Source organism: Halogeometricum limi (assembly GCF_900115785.1).
GTDB lineage: Archaea > Halobacteriota > Halobacteria > Halobacteriales > Haloferacaceae > Halogeometricum > Halogeometricum limi.
This window is the reverse complement of sequence record NZ_FOYS01000001.1, coordinates 597,209-613,425: the sequence shown is the minus strand read 5'-3', so window position 1 is coordinate 613,425 and position 16,217 is coordinate 597,209. Positions and strand designations below refer to the sequence as shown.

The window sequence follows — 16,217 nt, the reverse complement described above, 5'->3', positions numbered from 1 at the left end:
GCCTCCGGCGGGAACTCACCACTCCGCGATTCGGCCGTCTTCGTGGTGCCAGACGGGGCTGTACCAGTTGACGTCCGCCTGCGTCCGTTCGCGGACGTAGTCTTCGTCCACGTCGATGCCGAGTCCAGGGTTCGTCGGACGGGCGACGTAGCCGAATCGCCGTCGACCCTCTACCAACCGGTGTGAGGAGTTCCGAAGAGGGAGTAGCTATATCTCGCGCGGACGCATTCACTTTAGATAAGAAACATGTATCCGGGGAGAGATATCATCCGGGTGCTCCACGTGGACGACGAACCCGACTTCGCGGAGATGACGGCGGCTTTCCTCGAAGGCGAGGACGACCGGTTCGAAGTCGAGACGGCCGTCAGCACCAGCGAAGGCCAGAAGCGACTCGGAAGCGAGGCGTTCGACTGTATCGTCTGCGACTACGACATGCCCGGGCAGAACGGAATCGAGTTCCTCGAAGCCGTCCGCGCGGACTATCCGGACCTCCCGTTCGTCCTGTTCACCGGCAAGGGCTCCGAGGAAGTCGCGAGCGACGCCATCTCGGCGGGAGTCACCGACTACCTGCAGAAGGAACGCGGGACGAGTCAGTACACGCTTCTCGCGAACCGCGTCGTCAACGCCGTCGAACAGCACCGGAGTCGAACCGCGCTCGTAGAGAGCCAAAAACGGCTCTCGCTGTTCATCGAACAGTCGCCGCTCGGCGTCATCGAGTACGACAAAGACTTCGTAATCGTCCGTCTGAATCCCGCAGGCGAAGAAATTCTCGGTTACACCGAGGACGAGTTACGGGGCGAGACGTGGGAGCGACTCGTGACGGAGAACAGTTACGAGAACGTCGACTCGGTGACGGACGCCCTGTCGGAGGACCGAGGTGGGTTCCACAGCATCGACGAGAACCGGCGCAAAGACGGGACGATAATCACCGTCGAGTGGCACAACCGCGTCGTGACCGACGAGACGGGCGCCGTCGTCGCCATCTTCTCGCAGTTTCAAGATATCACCGACCGTAAGCGGCGCGAGCGAGAGTTAGAAGCGACGCGGCGGCGACTCGAAGCCATCCTCGAGAACACGACGACGCCGATGTTCATGAAGGACGCCGACGGACGGTACGTCTTCGTCAATCAGGGCCACCGCGAACTGTTCGGCCACGACGACGACGACGTCGTGGGCCGAACCGACCACGAACTGTTTCCCCGAGCGATGGCCGACGAAGTGACCGAGAACGACCGCATCGTCCTCGAAGAGAAGCGACCCATCGAGATAGAGGAGTCCATCGACGTCGGCGGGGAACAGCGGACGTTCCTCTCGACGAAAGTCCCCATCTACGACACGGGAGAGCGCGCCGACCCGGACGAACCGGTCGCCATCTTCGGCGTCGCCGTCGACATCACCGAACGCGAACGGTACGAACGGGAACTCGAACAGAAGAACAAGCAGTTAGACGAGTTCGCGAGCGTCGTCAGCCACGACCTCAGAAACCCGCTGAACGTCGTCGAAGGGCGACTCCACCTCGCGATGGACGAGTGCGACAGCGACCACCTCGTCGCCGCGACGGGCGCGCTCGAACGGTGCCAGGCGCTGATAGACGACCTGTTGACGCTCGCGCGCGACGGCGAACAGGTCCGCGACTCGGAAGCCGTCGACCTCGCGGCGGCGGTCGGCGACTGCCAGCAGTCCGTCGCCATGGGCGAGACGGCGCTCGTCGTCGAAGCGACGCGGTCGGTGCGTGCAGACCGGAGCCGGCTCCGACAGCTCTTGGAGAATCTCCTCAAAAACGCCGTCGACCACGGCGGGTCGACCGTGACCGTCGGTGACCTGCCGGGCGGGTTCTACGTCGCCGACGACGGACCGGGGATTCCGCCGACAGACCGCGACCGAGTGTTCGACCCCGGATACTCGACGGACACCAGTGGCACGGGGTTCGGTCTCGCCATCGTCAGCCGCATCGTCGACGCGCACGGCTGGGAGATAGCCGTCTCCGAGAGCGAGTCGGGCGGCGCGCGCTTCGAGATTACGGGCGTCGAGAGCGACTGAAGGACGCCGGCGACAGAGTCGGCGAGCGTCGGCTACCGCATCCGGACCGGGCCGAGTCGAGTCACGGCCGCCGCGCCGAGATACACCCCTATCGCGACGAGGACTATCGTGCCGCCGGCGGCGATGCCGTAGGCGTAAGAGAGCGTGGTCCCGGTGAGAACGGCGACCTGTCCGGCGACGATAGCGAGTACGATCGACCGTTTGAAGCTGCGCGCGAACTGGGTCGCCGCCGCGACGGGGACGACGAGCATCGCCGCGACGAGGATGACGCCCATCATCTGCATCGCGCCGACGACGACCATCGCGGTCAGCACGACGAGCAGGCGGTTCAGGAGGCGAACGTCTATACCGGCGATTCGCGCGGCCGACTCGTCGAACGTCACGTACACCAACTGCCGGTAGCTCACGGCTATCGCGGCGACGACGAGCACGCTGAGTCCGACGAGAATCTCCACCTCACCTCGCGTCAGCGTAGAGAGGCTCCCGAAGAGGTACTGGTTGATACTGACGGCGATGCCGCCGCTCGTGAGGCTTATCAGGACGGTGCCGACCGCAAATCCGCCGGCGAGGACGACGGCCATCGAGACGTCGTTGTAGACGTCGGTGTACTCGGACAACACCTGGATGAGAAGCGCCGACAGCACCGCGACGACGAGCGCGGTGAGGTACGGCGAGACGTTCGTCTCGAAGAGGTTACTCAGGAAGATACCGACGGCGACGCCCGCGAAGGCGGTGTGCGCGAGCGTGTCTCCGATCATCGCGAGTTGGCGGTGTACGAGAAACGACCCCACGAGCGGGGCGACGATGCCGATGCACACGCCCGCGACGAGCGCCCGCTGCATGAACGGATAGCCGAGCATTTCGACCAGGAACCCGCCGAGTTGAGTGAGCGGAAGCACGGTCAGTGGTGGTGATGGTCGAGGAGTTGCTGATTCGCGCCGTACGCCTCCCGAAGCGCGTCGCTCTCGGAGAAGTCGATAGAGTCCCCGTGGAAGAACAGACGCCGGTTGATACAGGCCACGCGAGTGGCGAACGCGGTCACGACGCCGATGTCGTGTTCGACGAGCAGGACCGTCAGCCCCTCCCGGTTCAGTCTCCGGAGCAGGTCGTAGAACGCTTCCCGCGATTCGGCGTCGACGCCGACGGTGGGTTCGTCCAGCGCGAGTAGCTCTGCGTCCGCCGCGAGCGCTCGTGCGATGACGACCCGCTGTTTCTGCCCGCCGGAGAGCGTCGAGAAACGCCGGTCGGCGAGGTCCGCGACGCCGACGATGTCCAGCGCCTCGGTGATACGCTCGGTGTCGCGCTCTCTGAACCGCCGCAGTCCGACGTGCGGGTAGCGCCCCATCGTGACGACTTCGCGGACGGTGACCGGCATCCCGCCCGCCTTCCTCGTCGCCGCCTGCGAGACGTAGCCGACGCGCGTGCCGTCGGCGAACTCGTGCGCCGGGCGACCGAAGAGGGTGACCGAACCGCTGTCCGGACGCAACAGACCCAACATGAGTTTCAACAACGTCGTCTTCCCGGAACCGTTCGGGCCGACGAGACCCAAGAAATCCCCCGGTTCGACCGTCATGGAGACGTTCTCCACCGCCGGTCGGTCGCCGTAGGAGTACGTGACGTCGGCGAGTTCGAGGACGCTCATTCTGCTCCGAGCGCCGTCGCCAACGACGCTAAGTTCACGTTCTCCATCACGTCTACGAACCCCCAATCCTCCTCGCTCCACTCGTCGGTGAGGCTCGGAACCGGTGTCAGCGGAAGCGCCTCCGTCGCGTCGGTCTCTCGGACGAGTTGCTCTGCGGCGCGGTTCGACTCGAACACCGGCGCGAGGATGTACTCGATGTCGTGTTCGTCGACGACCGACTGCGCGCGCTCGATGTCTTTCGGCGTCGGTTCGGCGTCGGGTGCGAGGCCGGTCAACGCCTCGATGTCGAAGTCGTAGCGACGGCCGAGATATCTGAACGAATTGTGCCCCGCGACGAGAACCGTGTCTCTCGTCCGTCCCGAAAGGCGTTCCGCGTACGTGTCGTCGAGCGAAGTGAGTCGTTCGGCGAAGGCCGACGCGTTCTCCGCGTACGCCCGTTCGTTCTCGGGGTCGGCCTCCGCGAGACCGGAGGCGATGGTCTCGACCGATTGTTTCGCTCGGGACAGGTCCAGCCAGAAATGCGGGTCCTTCGACTCGTGTCCGTGGGACTCCTCGTGGTCGTCGTCCGCCGTCTGCTCGTGACTGTCTTCGGTAGCATGGTCGTCATCGTCGTCCCCACCGTGGTCGTTCTCGTGACTCTCGGTGGCGCTCAGTAAGTCGATGTCGTGCCACGCTTCGACCACGGTCACGTCGGCGCCGTCTGCCCGAACGTTCTGGACGATTTTGTCGGCCCACGGCTGGAACCCGTCGCCGACGTAGACGAAGGCCTCCGAGTCGAACACGTCCCGTTGAACGTCCGGGCCGGGTTCCCACCCGTGTCCGTGCTGTCCGAAGGGCACGAGGCTCTGAACGTCCGTGTCCGGTGCAACGTGACTGGCGAAGTCGTACATCACGAAGAACGATGCCTGTACGGCCCCGTCGTCGTTCCCCGAGGCGGTGGAGCCAGTCGGCGTTCCGAGACACCCGGCGACCGAACCCGCTACGGCCGCCGCGGTACCGAAGAGCACGTCGCGTCGCGTCTGTCCCATGTGTTATTATCTATTTACCCTAAGTTAATAGATTTTGCTAAACTGGGATTCGGATTAGTAATACCGAGACCGGTCCGTCATCGGGCGACGCCGTCGACTCTCGTATCTCGCGTCGCTCGATGGCAGTTGTCGGACCGCTCGTCGGTCGAGAGCGGTTTCACTGTTCACTGACGTTCACAGGAAATCCATGGACCCTGACGGATTCGAACCCCGGTCACTCCGTTCGCTCGGCTCACTTCGCTCCCCGGTTCGACCCGCCAGCACAGACGCGAAACACCGCTCGCTGTCGCTCGCGGGTTTCTTCATGGACCCTGACGGATTCGAACCACTACCAGACGTGCTCGCTTCGCTGTGCGCGTCTGGTACGATTCTCCCGTCAGGTCGAGAGCGATTTCACTGCTCACTGACGTTGGCAGGAAATCTATGGGCCCTGACGGATTCGAACCCCGGTCACTCCGTTCGCTCGGCTCACTTCGCTCCCCGGTTCGAACCGCCAGCGCGGACGCGAAACACCGCTCGCTGTCGCTCGCGGGTTTCTTTATGGGCCCTGACGGATTCGAACCATCGACCACTCGGTTATGAGCCGAGCGCTCTAACCAGACTGAGCTAAGGGCCCTCAGTCGTTCACCAGTTTCCGGGGCCACCTCTTTAGCGTTACCGTTGTCGACGACGGAACCGGCAGACAGAGCCACGACTGGAGGCGCGGTCTGTGAGAGAAGTGACGCCGTCGCCAGGACTCGAACCTGGGACCACCTCGTTAACAGCGAGGTGCTCTACCAACTGAGCTACGACGGCTCGGGGCGTGCGTCTGCACTCTATCGTACACCGAGGAACTTTGATAGGGCTTTCGTTTTCACCCGACGGATGCGGGGTGTCAGCGTGGAACCGGTGCCGTCCGCATCGACACGCTTTCGCCGCGTCGCAGACAACCTCGGGTCGACAATGGCCGAGTCGGACTCAGGGGACCTCTCTCGCGTCGTCGCCACCGTTCGCGAGCGAATCGACCCGGACGCCGCCGAACGCGCCGCACTGCGCGACGCCGTCGACGAACTCACCGCCCGCGTCGAGGCGGAACTCGCGGACCGTTCGCTGGAGGCCGATGTCCTCCAAGTCGGGTCGACGGCCCGCGGAACGTGGCTCTCCGGTGACCGCGACATCGACCTGTTCGTCCGGTTCCCGGAGTCGGTCGACCGCGACTCCTTGGAACGCTACGGCCTCGCCGTCGGCAACGCCGTCCTCCCCGACGGCCACGAGGAGTACGCCGAACACCCCTACGTCACCGGCCGATTCGACGGCTTCGACGTCGACCTCGTCCCCTGTTTCGACGTCGAAGACGGCGCCTCGCTTCGCTCCGCGGTGGACCGAACGCCCCACCACAACGACTACCTGCGGGCGCGGTTGGACGACGAGTTCGCCGCCGACGTGCGCGTCTTCAAGCGCTTTCTGAAAGGTATCGGCGCGTACGGCAGCGACCTCCGGACGAGAGGGTTCTCGGGCTACCTCACGGAACTGCTCGTCCTCGAACACGGCGGGTTCGAGGAACTGCTCCGGGCGGCCGCCGACTGGCACCCGCCGGTCGAACTCGACCCAGAGGACCACGGCACCCGGTCGTTCGACGACCCTCTGGTCGTCGTCGACCCGACGGACCCCACGCGCAACGTCGCCGCCGTCTGCTCGGCGGAGAACGTCGCCCGCCTCCAACACTACGCCCGCGAACTGCTCTCGGACCCACGCGAAGCGGTGTTCTTCGGGAGCGACCCCGACTCGCTCTCCGAAGAGGGCGTTCGCGGGCACGTCCGCCGACGCGGCACGCACCCCATCGCCGTCGTCTTCGACACGCCCGACGTCGTCGACGACCAACTCTACCCCCAACTGTACAAGTCCATCGCGGGCGTCGAGTCGGAACTGGCACGACGAGGGTTCGCCCCGATTCGTTCGGCCACGTTCGCCGCGGACCGAGCAGTCCTCCTCGTCGAACTGTCTCACCGAACGCTCCCGAACGTCGAACGCCACGACGGCCCGCCCGTTCACGTCCGACCGCACGCCGAAGGGTTCTACGACGCCTACGCGGCGGGCGACGACTACGGCCCCTTCCTCGACGGCGGCCGGTACGCCGTCGAACGCGAACGCGAGTTCACCGACGCCGCCGCCCTCTTAGAGAGCGAGACGCTGTTTCAGGTCGGACTCGGGACGAACGTCGAACGGAAACTCCGCGAAGACTACTCGCTTCTCGTCGGCGACGACGTCGCAGAACTGGCCGACGAGTTCGGCGTCGAACTCGCGCGGTACTTCGACCCGCGGCCGTAGCGGGCGACACCGCGGAGAGTTCCGGCGCGAGACGGCACCGAGCGCTGTCGAACGCCGTTCTCGCGTCGAAGAGGGAGACGCCCCCTCCAGTCGGCCATTTCTCGATTCGTGAGAGTCGTCTCGCACTGATATGTGAGACACACGACAACCACAGATTGATGACAACTAAAGTCGGTGCCCCCGGAGACGGAATTTCCCGAAGAGAGTTCCTCGCAGCGACCGGAACCGCCGGTGTGCTCGGGACGGCCGGTTGTCTGACGAGTTCGACACCCACAGTGACGCGAGTGGAGACGACCGGGAACAGGTCGCTCACGAGTGACCTCCCGGCAACCGGTCGACCGGAAGTGGTCGAGTTGGGTGAACGAGACAACCACGTGACGCTTCGTGCGGTGAACGCGGTTCACCACGTCCACCCGGGCGAGACGATGAACGGTCCCATCACGCTCCCAGTCGTGTGGGCGTGGCAGGCGGACGACGGGACGCCGTCCGTCCCGGGACCGATTCTCCGCGTTCGCGAGGGAGAGACGTTCACCGTCACCCTCGACAACTCCGCGATGGACATGCCGCACACGCTCCACGTTCACGGCCTTCGAAAGACGTGGGAGAACGACGGCGTACCGACGACGACGGGCGTCACCGTCGAACCCGGCCAAAAGCACACCTACGAGTTCACGGCGAACGTGGCCGGGACACATCTGTACCACTGTCACTACCAGACCCCTCGCCACATGGACATGGGGATGTACGGAATCCTCCGGGTCGAACCGGAGGGGTACGAGCGTGCCGACAAGGAGTACTACATGACGGTCAAAGAGTGGGACACCCGCTTGTCGCGGCAGTACGGCGGCGAAGACGTGGCCTACGATATCACCGCCAGGCAGATGGACACGTTCACCGTCAACGGGAAGTCCGCACCCGCGACGTTCCACCCCGAGACGGGGTCGCCCGTCATCGTCGACCCAGGAGACACCGTTCGCATCCACTGGGTGAACGCCGGGTTCCACTCGCACCCGATGCACCTGCACAACCACCGCTTCAAGATAGTCGAAAAAGACGGGTCGCCCATCCCCGAGGCGATGCAACTGCTCCAAGACGTGGTGAACGTCGCCCCCGCAGAACGGTACACCGTTGAGTTCGAGGCGGACGCCGATCCGGGTATCTACCTCATGCACTGTCACAAGGTCGACCACGTCCGTAACGGGTCGTCGTACCCGGGCGGCATGCTCTCGGCGGTCGTTTACACGCCGGCGATGGACACCGACCTGTTCGCGCAGGTGATGGCCTACGCGGGGTACGAGGCGTAGTCATGGCAACCTGCACACGTCGCGAGATGCTCGTGGGTACCGGCGCAGTGGTCGGGTCCGCGCTCCTCGCTCGTCCGGTCCGAGCAGCGGAGACGGTAGACCTCACGGAGTGGTTCGCGAAGACGGACAGCGTGGACGGCGTCACCGACGCGACCGGGCAGGCGAGCGTCGTCGTTCGCGTCGGCACCGAGGGTAACGGCGGTGACTTCGCGTTCTCGCCCCCCGTCGTCCGCGTCTCCCCGGGAGCGACAGTGACCTGGGAGTGGACCGGCGCTGGCGGAAGCCACAACGTCGTCGCCGAGGGCGGCGCGTTCGAGTCTCCGTACCACACCGACGCGGGAGCCACGTTCGCCTACACGGCGTCCTCGCCGAGCGTCGTCCCGTACGCCTGCACGCCCCACAGTCCGATGGGGATGCGCGGCGCACTGGTCGTCGGCGACGTCGCCGTGACGCTCCCCGGTGGAGGCGGCGGCGGAGAAGCGACGGCGGCCGACGGAGAGAACGAGAAGACACCGACCTTCGACGGCTGGTTCGACGACACCGACAACTACGACGGCGTCGTCGACCACAGGGGAGCGTCCGAGGTCACCGTACAGGTCGGAGCGATGGGGAACGGCGGAGCGTTCGCCTTCGAACCGGCAGCGATTCACGTCGACCCCGGTACCGTCGTTCGATGGGAGTGGGTCGGCACGGCGGGCGCGTACGACGTCGTCGACGAGACGCTGTCGTACGCCAGTGAACGGCACCACGGAACCGGCCACGACTTCGCGCTATCGTTCGACGGTGACGGCGTCTCGACGTACGAGTGTACGACGTACAGCGACCGTGGGATGCGCGGGGCCGTGGTCGTCGGTGAGGGACCTGTCGACACGCTGACGCCGATGGGAACGGGAGTGGTAGCGGGCGCGGTGGGACTCGCGACGGCGGGTGCGGCGTTCGGCGTCAGACTCCACCTTCGGACGATGTCCGCGTACGAGGCGGAGAGCGACGGAGACGAAAGCGAAGCAGACCAACAATAACGACGGAGACGAGGACGTCGAGAGGACCGAACGCCGGGTGCGACCTACGCTCGGGGCGGTCAGTCGTCCAGCGCGTGGACCGACCGGAGTTCCTCGACGAGCGAGTTCGTCTTCTCGTCGGGGTCCTCTTCGACGTCCATCGGCGACCGGCCGTCGAACGTCTCGTGGACGATAGCGACGCCCTCAGAGAGCGTGTCGAGGCCGTAGCCGCCTTCGAGGACGAACGCGAGGCCGGAGTCGACGTCGTCGGCGATGCCCCGGACGGCGTCGGTCATCTGCGCGTAGCCCTCGGTGGAGACGCGCATCCGCGAGATGGGGTCGTGTCGGTGCGCGTCGAACCCCGCGCTGACGATGAAGAGGTCGGGGTCGAACCGTTCGAGCGCCGGCCGGAGAACCGACTCGACGACGTGGTCGTAGTCGGCGTCGCCCGCACCGGCGGCGAGTGGGGCGTTCAGCGTCGTCCCCTCGCCGTCGCCCGAGCCGGTTTCTTCGACCGCTCCCGTCCCCGGGTAGAGGCCGTCTTCGTGGATTGAAGCGTAGAACACGTCCGCGCGGTCGTAAAAGATGTCCTGCGTGCCGTTGCCGTGGTGAACGTCCCAGTCGAAGATGGCGACGCGTTCGGCGTCCGTCTCGTCTAACACCGTCTGCGCGGCGACGGCCGCGTTGTTGACGAAGCAAAAGCCCATCGCGTCGTCTTCGACGGCGTGGTGCCCCGGCGGGCGGCCGATGGCGAACGGGGTGTCCCGGCCGTTCGCGCCGTCGACGGCCTCGCGTGCGGCCCACTGCGAGAGGCCGGCGGAGGCGAGGGCGGCGTCCCACGTCTCCTCGGACGCGACGGTGTCGGGGTCCCAGTTGCCGCCGCCGCCCTCGCAGAACGAGCGAATCTCGGAGACGTAGCCGTCGTCGTGGACCGAAGCGACGTCGCCGTCGTCGGCCGGGTCGGCGTCCACGTAGTCGACGCCGTGGCGTTTCGCGAGGGCGCGTCGGATGGCGCGGAGACGGTCCGCCGTCTCGGGGTGCCGCTTGCCGGTGTCGTGTGCGAGACAGGTCTCGCTGTAGCCGAACTGCATCTACTCGAAGAGGGCGAAGTACGTCTCGATGTCTTCCGCCTGGACGGTGCGTCTGTCGGCGTGTCGAGCGAGTTTCGCCGCCGCGCCGGCGACGTTGTCGGCGTAGTCTTCGAGGATGTCCGCGAGTGCGATGCGGGCGTCCATCGAGACTCGGTACCGGTCGTCGATGCGGAGGCGGGCGATACGGTCGATGGGAGCGATGGGAAGTTCGATGTCGTCCCGCGAGACCACCTGTTCGACGCCGAAGTCGGACGCCATCAACGTCTTGCGGCCGTCTTCGCGGGCGTGTTCGGCCGCGTCGATGGCGAGTTCCGAGCCGCGTCCTTGGATGCGGCGGGCGAGTTCCTCCGCCGCGTCTGCGCTGACCCGGAGGTCACCGGAGTTGCGGCGGATGATCGTGTCGACCGGGGCGAACGGTAGCTCGACACTCATACGCACATATGCCGGGCGTGCGGCGTATAATCCTTTCCGTAACGGCTCTCGGCGTCTCTCCGCGTCCGAGACGTCGCCGTCGCTCGGCGGTCCGAGGGAAGCGGCGTCCGTCCGCCGCTACCGAGTGACCGACTGTATCTCGGTCGCCTGGATGCGGCCGTCGCGGACCGGTCCGCGGACGGTCACCTCCGCGCCGAGTTGGAGACTCTCCGACGTCTCGACGCTCCGCGTCTCCGTCCCGTCGTCCAAGACGACCGGACTGCCCGCCTGCACGACGGTTCCAGTGAACTCCTCGACGTCGCCGTCGGCGGGTCCGCCGTCTCCCGCCGAACCGGACGCAGACGGGTCGGCGTCGGCCGACTCGGAGTCCGACGCCGGCGAGGACCCGTCCTCGAACGCGCCGAGACCCTGCGACTGGCCGCCGTCGGCGTCACTGCCGCCGGTCGCGGCCCCGTCGGGCGCGTCGTCCATCACGGAGACGGTCGACCGCCACCCGGCGGACGCTTCGAGGTCGTCCTGCCAGCCGTCCTGTATCTCGACGTCGGTGAAGACGACGTAGTCCGCGAGGTCGATGTCGGCGTCGGCTTTGTCGCCCCAGAGCGCGACCCGGATGTCGCCGGTGTCGTCCTTCACGCGGACGTTCCGCACCTGTCCTTCCGACCCGTCGTCGCGGTCGAACGTCCGCTTGGGGTCCGTCTCGATGATGCCGCCCGCGATGTCGACGGTCGCGCCGAGTTCCAGCGAGGCGATGTCGGCCGTCTCGGGGACGTACTCGACGTCTTCGTCGAGTTCTTCGACCGTCCCGCGGTTGCCGACGTGGAGTTCGAGGCTCCCGTCGCGTTCGCGGACGTAGCCGTCGACGACTTCGACGGTGACGCCGACGTCGAACTCGTCGGCCAAGTCGGCTTTGTCGTCCCAGAGGGTGACGCGGATGCGACCCGTCGGGTCACCGAGCGTGACGTTGGCGACGCGGCCCTCGGAGCCGTCGTCGCGCGAGAACGTCCGGACGCTGTCGGTGCTGAGGACGCGACCTTTGAGGTTCACGTCCGACAGACCGAGCGAGAGGTCTTCGACGCGATAGCTGTCCTGCGTCTGCACGTCTATCTCGGCCTCGGAGTCGGGTTCGACTTTGTCGACGCTGACCTCGACGCCGTTGTAACCGTCTTTCGGTCGACCGGCGATTCGAAGCACCTGCCCGATTTCGAGGTTCTCCAGGGCCTCTTCGGCCATCCCGTCCCACATCGAGATACGGACGCGGCCCGTCTCGTCGGCGACTTCGACGTTGACGACGCGGCCGTCCTCGTCCTCGCCGTCGCGTTCGAAGGTTCGGAGTTCACCGATGCTCATCACCTTCGCGAGGAACTTCACGTCGTCCATACCGGGTTCGATGTCGGCGACGCCCTCGACCTCCTCGTCGCGAAGTTCGTGCGCGATGAGCATCGCCGCCGTCTCCTCGTCGGCGAGTCCGCCCATCTGCTCGACTTTGTCCTTCACCGCGGCCTCGAACTTCTCGAACGAGACGTCGGTGTCGAGGTCGTCGTACACGTCTTCGATGGCACCCATCTACGCGGCACCTCCGGAGACGATTCGGCGGCACCCTGCTGTCCGGAGAGAGAAACCGGGGGTTCGGAGCGAAGCGACCATAATCCTAGTTTGGTCCATGGTAGGCCCGCGCTTAAGCGTTGTCTTGTCGGGAGTACTCGGCCGCTGTCTCCTGATTTCGGCGTCTGGGCGTGGCACAGCGAGGCTGGCCGCCTCCTCGAATAAAAGGGTTCGTGCGGGCGGTCAGAGCGACTGGGTGGCGACGTCCTGTTCGCCGTCGACGTCGTCGTGTCGAAGCGCAACCGTCGTCGGGAGGCCGCCGTCGAGTTCGACCCGGACTTCGTACCCGAGGTCGACGAGCGCCTGCGTGCACATCTGGTCCTCGCCGCGTTCCTCCTCGGTGACGACGAGAACGCGGAGTTCGTCCGTGTCGGCGTCGTAGCTCACGTCGCCGAGTTTGGCGACGGTACAGCCGTTCTTCCCGCGGACGCACCCGCGACAGACGACGCTGGAGTCGCCCTCGCTGGCTATGCTCACCTCGGGGCAGTCGTCGAGCGACGAGAGCGACGTCGATTCGACCGAGAGCGTCTGACCGCCGTCCGTCCGCGTCTCCGTCGTCGTCTCCGTCTCGGGGTCGTCCCCCGGACCGGTGCCGCCGAGACAACCCGACAGTGGAAGGGCGAGTGTGAGAGCGCTTGCGAGTACCGTTCGGCGCATCATACCACAGCGGAGGGCGAGGGGGCCAAAAACCGTGTCGTAGGCACAAAGAGTTCTTATCGTGTTCTGCGTGACGGGGTGTCACACCGCGAACGTCGGGCGTATCGCAACCGCTTTCAAGGGGAGGGCAGTATCGGTAGATGAGTCCTGGTAGGGTAGTGGACTATCCTCTTGGCTTGCGGAGCCAGGGACCGGAGTTCAAATCTCCGTCAGGACGTTTCTACGAGGAACTACACGACGAGCGAAGCGAGAAGTCTGTTCCTCGCGAAACGGACGCCACGGAGATTTGAGCAGACGAGACGAGCGGAGCGAGTCTCAGCGAGTTCAAATCTCCGTCAGGACGCTCACTTTCGTTCGCGACCTGACGTGCCTCACACCCACTCCGTTCGTGTGAGACTCCGTCAGGACGTTTCTGCGAGGAACTATACGACGAGCGAAGCGTCGGTGACGCGTTCGCTCGGCGACTACATCGTAACCGTCTTAAGTCGATGTGCAGTATCGATAGATGAGTCCTGGTAGGGTAGTGGACTATCCTCTTGGCTTGCGGAGCCAGGGACCGGAGTTCAAATCTCCGTCAGGACGTTTCTACGAGGAACTACACGACGAGCGAAGCGAGAAGTCTGTTCCTCGCGAAACGGACGCCACGGAGATTTGAGCAGACGAGACGAGCGGAGCGAGTCTCAGCGAGTTCAAATCTCCCGTCGGACACGTCCGACGTGCCTCACACTCACTCCGTTCGTGTGAGACTCCGTCAGGACGTTTCTGCGAGGAACTATACGACGAGCGAAGCGTCGGTGACGCGTTCGCTCGGCGACGTATGCAGGTCCGAAAAATCGACTACTCGTCTCTGTATCGCACCGACCCGGCGTCCTCGTCTTCGAGACGCCGAACGGACGGCGTCGTCTGAGACCGGAGCGGACGCGGGGCGGGGGCCGGTGGCGAACGGAAGCGGAGTCGCGGACGCGAGCGCGCCCGCGACGGACGGGCCGCCCAGTCCGAGTGGCAGTCACCGCAGTAGTTCCCCTTGTACGTATTGGTGAACGAGTACGGTTCTCCGCAGTCGACACAGAGCAGGGGCGGTATCCGCTTCATCCGACCACCCGGCGGAGCGTGGAGGTGTTCTGGAGGGCTTTCATCTGGTACCAGTTAGCATACGTCATGCGAGAAGATAAGTATGTCAGTAGGAATGCGCGATGGCGACCACGACGCGTGAGCTATTTACCCGCTGAAGCGCGTCGTCGAGACATGAGACGAACGCTCCGCGTCGGTGCGGCGGTGTTCAACGCGGGCGACCACCACGCCGCACACGACGCGTGGGAGGACGAGTGGCTGACGCTCGACGACGGCACGCCCGACGAGCGACTGCTTCACGGACTGATTCAGTACACCGCGGCCGTCTACCACGCGGGGAACCGGAACTGGAGCGGTGCGCGGGGACTCGCGACCAGCGCCGAAGCGTACCTCGGCGAACTCCCAACCGACTACCGCGCGGTGAACGTGGGGGCCGTCCGGTCGTACCTCGGGCGTCTGGCCGCGGACCCGGCGTTCGCCGAACGCGCCGCGCCGGTTCCGCTTCGCGTCGACGGCGACGTCGTTCACGCCGAGGACCTGTCGTTCGAGGAAATCGCCGACGCGGCGGCCGTCGTCGCCGCCGACGGGGACGCGTACGACGGCGACGTGGTCGCCGACGCGGTGACGTACGCCCGCGAGGAAGTCGAGTCGGGGACGTCGACGACGCGGTTCGTCGCGTTGGTGTTCGAGTTCGTCGGCGACCGCAGACGGCGAGGACTCGTCTACCAGCGGTTACGAGAACACGTCGAACGCCGACGGGGGCGAGAAGCGGACGTCGAGGGACTGTTCGACTGACGAGAGGGTTCAGCCCTCGAACTCGGCGGAGTTGTCCGTCGGTTCGTAGCCGAGCACGTCCCTCGCGCGGTCGATAGAGTAGTACTTGCGGTCGTTGTCGCTGATTCCGTACACGATTTCGTAGTCGTAGTCGGCGAGTACACAGCGTTCGAAGAGGTGCGCGCAGTCGCGGTACGAGAGCCACATCGCCTGTCCGCGTTCGTAGTCGATGGGCGGGTGTCCCTCGGTGAGGTTCCCGATTCGGACGTTGACGACGGAGATACCGGCGTGGTCGTGGTAGTACCGGCCGAGCACTTCGCCCGAGGCTTTGCTCACGCCGTAGAGGTTGCTCGGACGGGGGAGTTCCTCCCCGTCGAGTTTGAAGTCGTCGTCCGGTCGGTACATCTCGGGCGTCCGCTCGTCCGTCTCGTACGCCCCGACGGCGTGGTTCGACGAGGCGAACGCGAACTTCTCGACGCCCGCGTCCACCGCCGCCTGGAGGACGGTGTGCGTGCCGTCGATGTTGTTCCGGAGAACGCTGTCCCACGGCGCTTCCGGGCGCGGGTCGCCCGCGAGGTGGATGACGGCGTAGACGCCCTCCATCGCCTCTTCGACGGCCGCCTCGTCGGTGACGTCGACGGCGTACACGTCGTCTTTGCTCACGCCGGCCGGGAGTTTCTCGGAACTCAGCGGTTCGCGGTCGAGGAGTCGCCACTCGAACCGGTCGCCGCTGTGTCGGAGGATGGCCTGGCCGACACGTCCGCCCGCCCCTGTCAAGAGAACCGGGTCGTCCATTCGGTCGATACTGTGCGAAGGGCGGCTAAGAAACGTCCGATTCGCGTCGCCGTGCGCTACGAGACGACACGCCTATCCTCGTCGCATCGAAGCGTCACGTATGCCTTCGGACGCCGAAACCGCCTGCTTCGAGGCGGGAATCAAGTTCGGGTCGCTGTACCACCAGTTCGCCGGGACGCCCGTCAGCCCCGAGAGCGCGGACAGCCTCGCTCGTGCGATGGAAGAGGCCATCGAGAACCAACCGCACTGCGAGGACGTGCGCGTCGACGTCGACGAGGACGCTCTCCGGGCGGAACTCGCCGACTCCGCGGCGGACTACACCGAACTGACCGGCCGGTTTCTCGTCGTGGAGATGGACGTCGACTACGAGGGGACGCGGGTGCAGACGCGGATGGAGATGGAGGACGGCTACCCGCTGATGAAACTCGTCTCCGTAGGAGAGTGAATCGCACCGGAGACGCCCCCTCGTAGCCGAT

The 16,217-nt window shown here is 65.6% G+C and carries 16 protein-coding genes and 4 tRNA genes; 8 read left to right on the top strand and 12 right to left on the bottom strand.

The window, feature by feature from the left end; genetic code table 11:
- Positions 1-15: 15 nt before the first annotated feature.
- Entirely contained in the window at positions 16-177 is a 162-nt protein-coding gene (locus BM282_RS03285) for a galactonate dehydratase (RefSeq protein WP_089876715.1), read from the bottom strand.
- A gap of 69 nt (positions 178-246) precedes the next feature.
- Between BM282_RS03285 and BM282_RS03280 the strand changes: the two genes are divergently transcribed.
- The gene (locus BM282_RS03280) at positions 247-2,040 is read left to right on the top strand and encodes a PAS domain S-box protein (protein WP_089876713.1); all 1,794 of its coding nucleotides are present in this window, start codon (positions 247-249) and stop codon (positions 2,038-2,040) included.
- 32 nt (positions 2,041-2,072) lie between these two features.
- Here BM282_RS03280 and BM282_RS03275 read toward each other — a convergent pair whose 3' ends face one another.
- The 5 genes from BM282_RS03275 to BM282_RS03255 all read right to left on the bottom strand — a co-directional run bounded on the left by BM282_RS03275 (position 2,073) and on the right by BM282_RS03255 (position 5,505).
- A complete protein-coding gene (locus tag BM282_RS03275; RefSeq protein ID WP_089877350.1) occupies positions 2,073-2,900 on the bottom strand; it encodes a metal ABC transporter permease in 828 nt (275 codons plus the stop codon).
- A gap of 41 nt (positions 2,901-2,941) precedes the next feature.
- Positions 2,942-3,682 carry a metal ABC transporter ATP-binding protein gene (locus BM282_RS03270; protein WP_089876711.1) on the bottom strand — a complete coding sequence of 247 codons (741 nt, stop codon included), beginning with the start codon at positions 3,680-3,682 and terminating at the stop codon, positions 2,942-2,944.
- Positions 3,679-4,710, bottom strand: a complete 1,032-nt coding sequence (locus BM282_RS03265; protein WP_089876709.1) for a metal ABC transporter solute-binding protein, Zn/Mn family — start codon at positions 4,708-4,710, stop codon at positions 3,679-3,681. Before BM282_RS03265 ends, BM282_RS03270 begins: the two co-directional genes overlap by 4 nt.
- A gap of 541 nt (positions 4,711-5,251) precedes the next feature.
- Positions 5,252-5,326 (bottom strand) — tRNA-Ile (locus BM282_RS03260).
- 106 nt (positions 5,327-5,432) lie between these two features.
- A tRNA-Asn gene (locus tag BM282_RS03255) sits at positions 5,433-5,505 on the bottom strand.
- A gap of 147 nt (positions 5,506-5,652) precedes the next feature.
- On the opposite strand from BM282_RS03255, the gene cca reads away from it, so the two are divergent.
- The 3 genes from cca to BM282_RS03240 all read left to right on the top strand — a co-directional run bounded on the left by cca (position 5,653) and on the right by BM282_RS03240 (position 9,340).
- Positions 5,653-7,017, top strand: a complete 1,365-nt coding sequence (cca, locus tag BM282_RS03250) for a CCA tRNA nucleotidyltransferase (protein WP_175501344.1) — start codon at positions 5,653-5,655, stop codon at positions 7,015-7,017.
- Between the two features lie 158 nt (positions 7,018-7,175).
- Positions 7,176-8,321, top strand: a complete 1,146-nt coding sequence (locus BM282_RS03245) for a multicopper oxidase domain-containing protein (RefSeq protein WP_089876705.1) — start codon at positions 7,176-7,178, stop codon at positions 8,319-8,321.
- Positions 8,322-8,323: 2 nt separating this feature from the next.
- Positions 8,324-9,340 (top strand): halocyanin domain-containing protein, encoded by a 1,017-nt coding sequence (locus BM282_RS03240; protein WP_089876703.1) that lies wholly within the window; start codon positions 8,324-8,326, stop codon positions 9,338-9,340.
- A 59-nt stretch (positions 9,341-9,399) separates the two neighbouring features.
- On the opposite strand, the gene BM282_RS03235 is transcribed toward BM282_RS03240, so the two are convergent.
- The 4 genes from BM282_RS03235 to BM282_RS03220 all read right to left on the bottom strand — a co-directional run bounded on the left by BM282_RS03235 (position 9,400) and on the right by BM282_RS03220 (position 13,104).
- Positions 9,400-10,410, bottom strand: coding sequence for a histone deacetylase family protein (locus BM282_RS03235; protein ID WP_089876702.1), 1,011 nt, complete (start codon positions 10,408-10,410; stop codon positions 9,400-9,402).
- A complete protein-coding gene (locus BM282_RS03230; RefSeq protein WP_089876700.1) occupies positions 10,411-10,842 on the bottom strand; it encodes a histone family protein in 432 nt (143 codons plus the stop codon).
- Positions 10,843-10,959: 117 nt separating this feature from the next.
- The gene (locus tag BM282_RS03225; RefSeq protein ID WP_089876698.1) at positions 10,960-12,405 is read right to left on the bottom strand and encodes a single-stranded DNA binding protein; all 1,446 of its coding nucleotides are present in this window, start codon (positions 12,403-12,405) and stop codon (positions 10,960-10,962) included.
- Between the two features lie 222 nt (positions 12,406-12,627).
- Positions 12,628-13,104, bottom strand: coding sequence for a hypothetical protein (locus BM282_RS03220; RefSeq protein ID WP_089876696.1), 477 nt, complete (start codon positions 13,102-13,104; stop codon positions 12,628-12,630).
- A 141-nt stretch (positions 13,105-13,245) separates the two neighbouring features.
- Between BM282_RS03220 and BM282_RS03215 the strand changes: the two genes are divergently transcribed.
- Both BM282_RS03215 and BM282_RS03210 read left to right on the top strand, forming a co-directional pair.
- Positions 13,246-13,318 (top strand) — tRNA-Arg (locus BM282_RS03215).
- Positions 13,319-13,610: 292 nt separating this feature from the next.
- Positions 13,611-13,683 (top strand) — tRNA-Arg (locus BM282_RS03210).
- A 255-nt stretch (positions 13,684-13,938) separates the two neighbouring features.
- Here the strand turns inward: BM282_RS03210 and BM282_RS19060 are convergent.
- Positions 13,939-14,193 carry a DUF7564 family protein gene (locus tag BM282_RS19060; RefSeq protein ID WP_089876694.1) on the bottom strand — a complete coding sequence of 85 codons (255 nt, stop codon included), beginning with the start codon at positions 14,191-14,193 and terminating at the stop codon, positions 13,939-13,941.
- A 153-nt stretch (positions 14,194-14,346) separates the two neighbouring features.
- Here BM282_RS19060 and BM282_RS03200 point away from each other — a divergent pair, with 153 nt between their 5' ends.
- Positions 14,347-14,967, top strand: coding sequence for a DUF309 domain-containing protein (locus tag BM282_RS03200; RefSeq protein WP_089876691.1), 621 nt, complete (start codon positions 14,347-14,349; stop codon positions 14,965-14,967).
- Positions 14,968-14,976: 9 nt separating this feature from the next.
- On the opposite strand, the gene azf is transcribed toward BM282_RS03200, so the two are convergent.
- Positions 14,977-15,741, bottom strand: coding sequence for an NAD-dependent glucose-6-phosphate dehydrogenase (gene azf, locus BM282_RS03195; RefSeq protein WP_089876689.1), 765 nt, complete (start codon positions 15,739-15,741; stop codon positions 14,977-14,979).
- A 100-nt stretch (positions 15,742-15,841) separates the two neighbouring features.
- Here azf and BM282_RS03190 point away from each other — a divergent pair, with 100 nt between their 5' ends.
- On the top strand, positions 15,842-16,186 hold the full coding sequence (locus BM282_RS03190) for a dihydroneopterin aldolase family protein (RefSeq protein ID WP_089876687.1): 345 nt from the start codon (positions 15,842-15,844) through the stop codon (positions 16,184-16,186).
- Positions 16,187-16,217 lie beyond the last annotated feature (31 nt).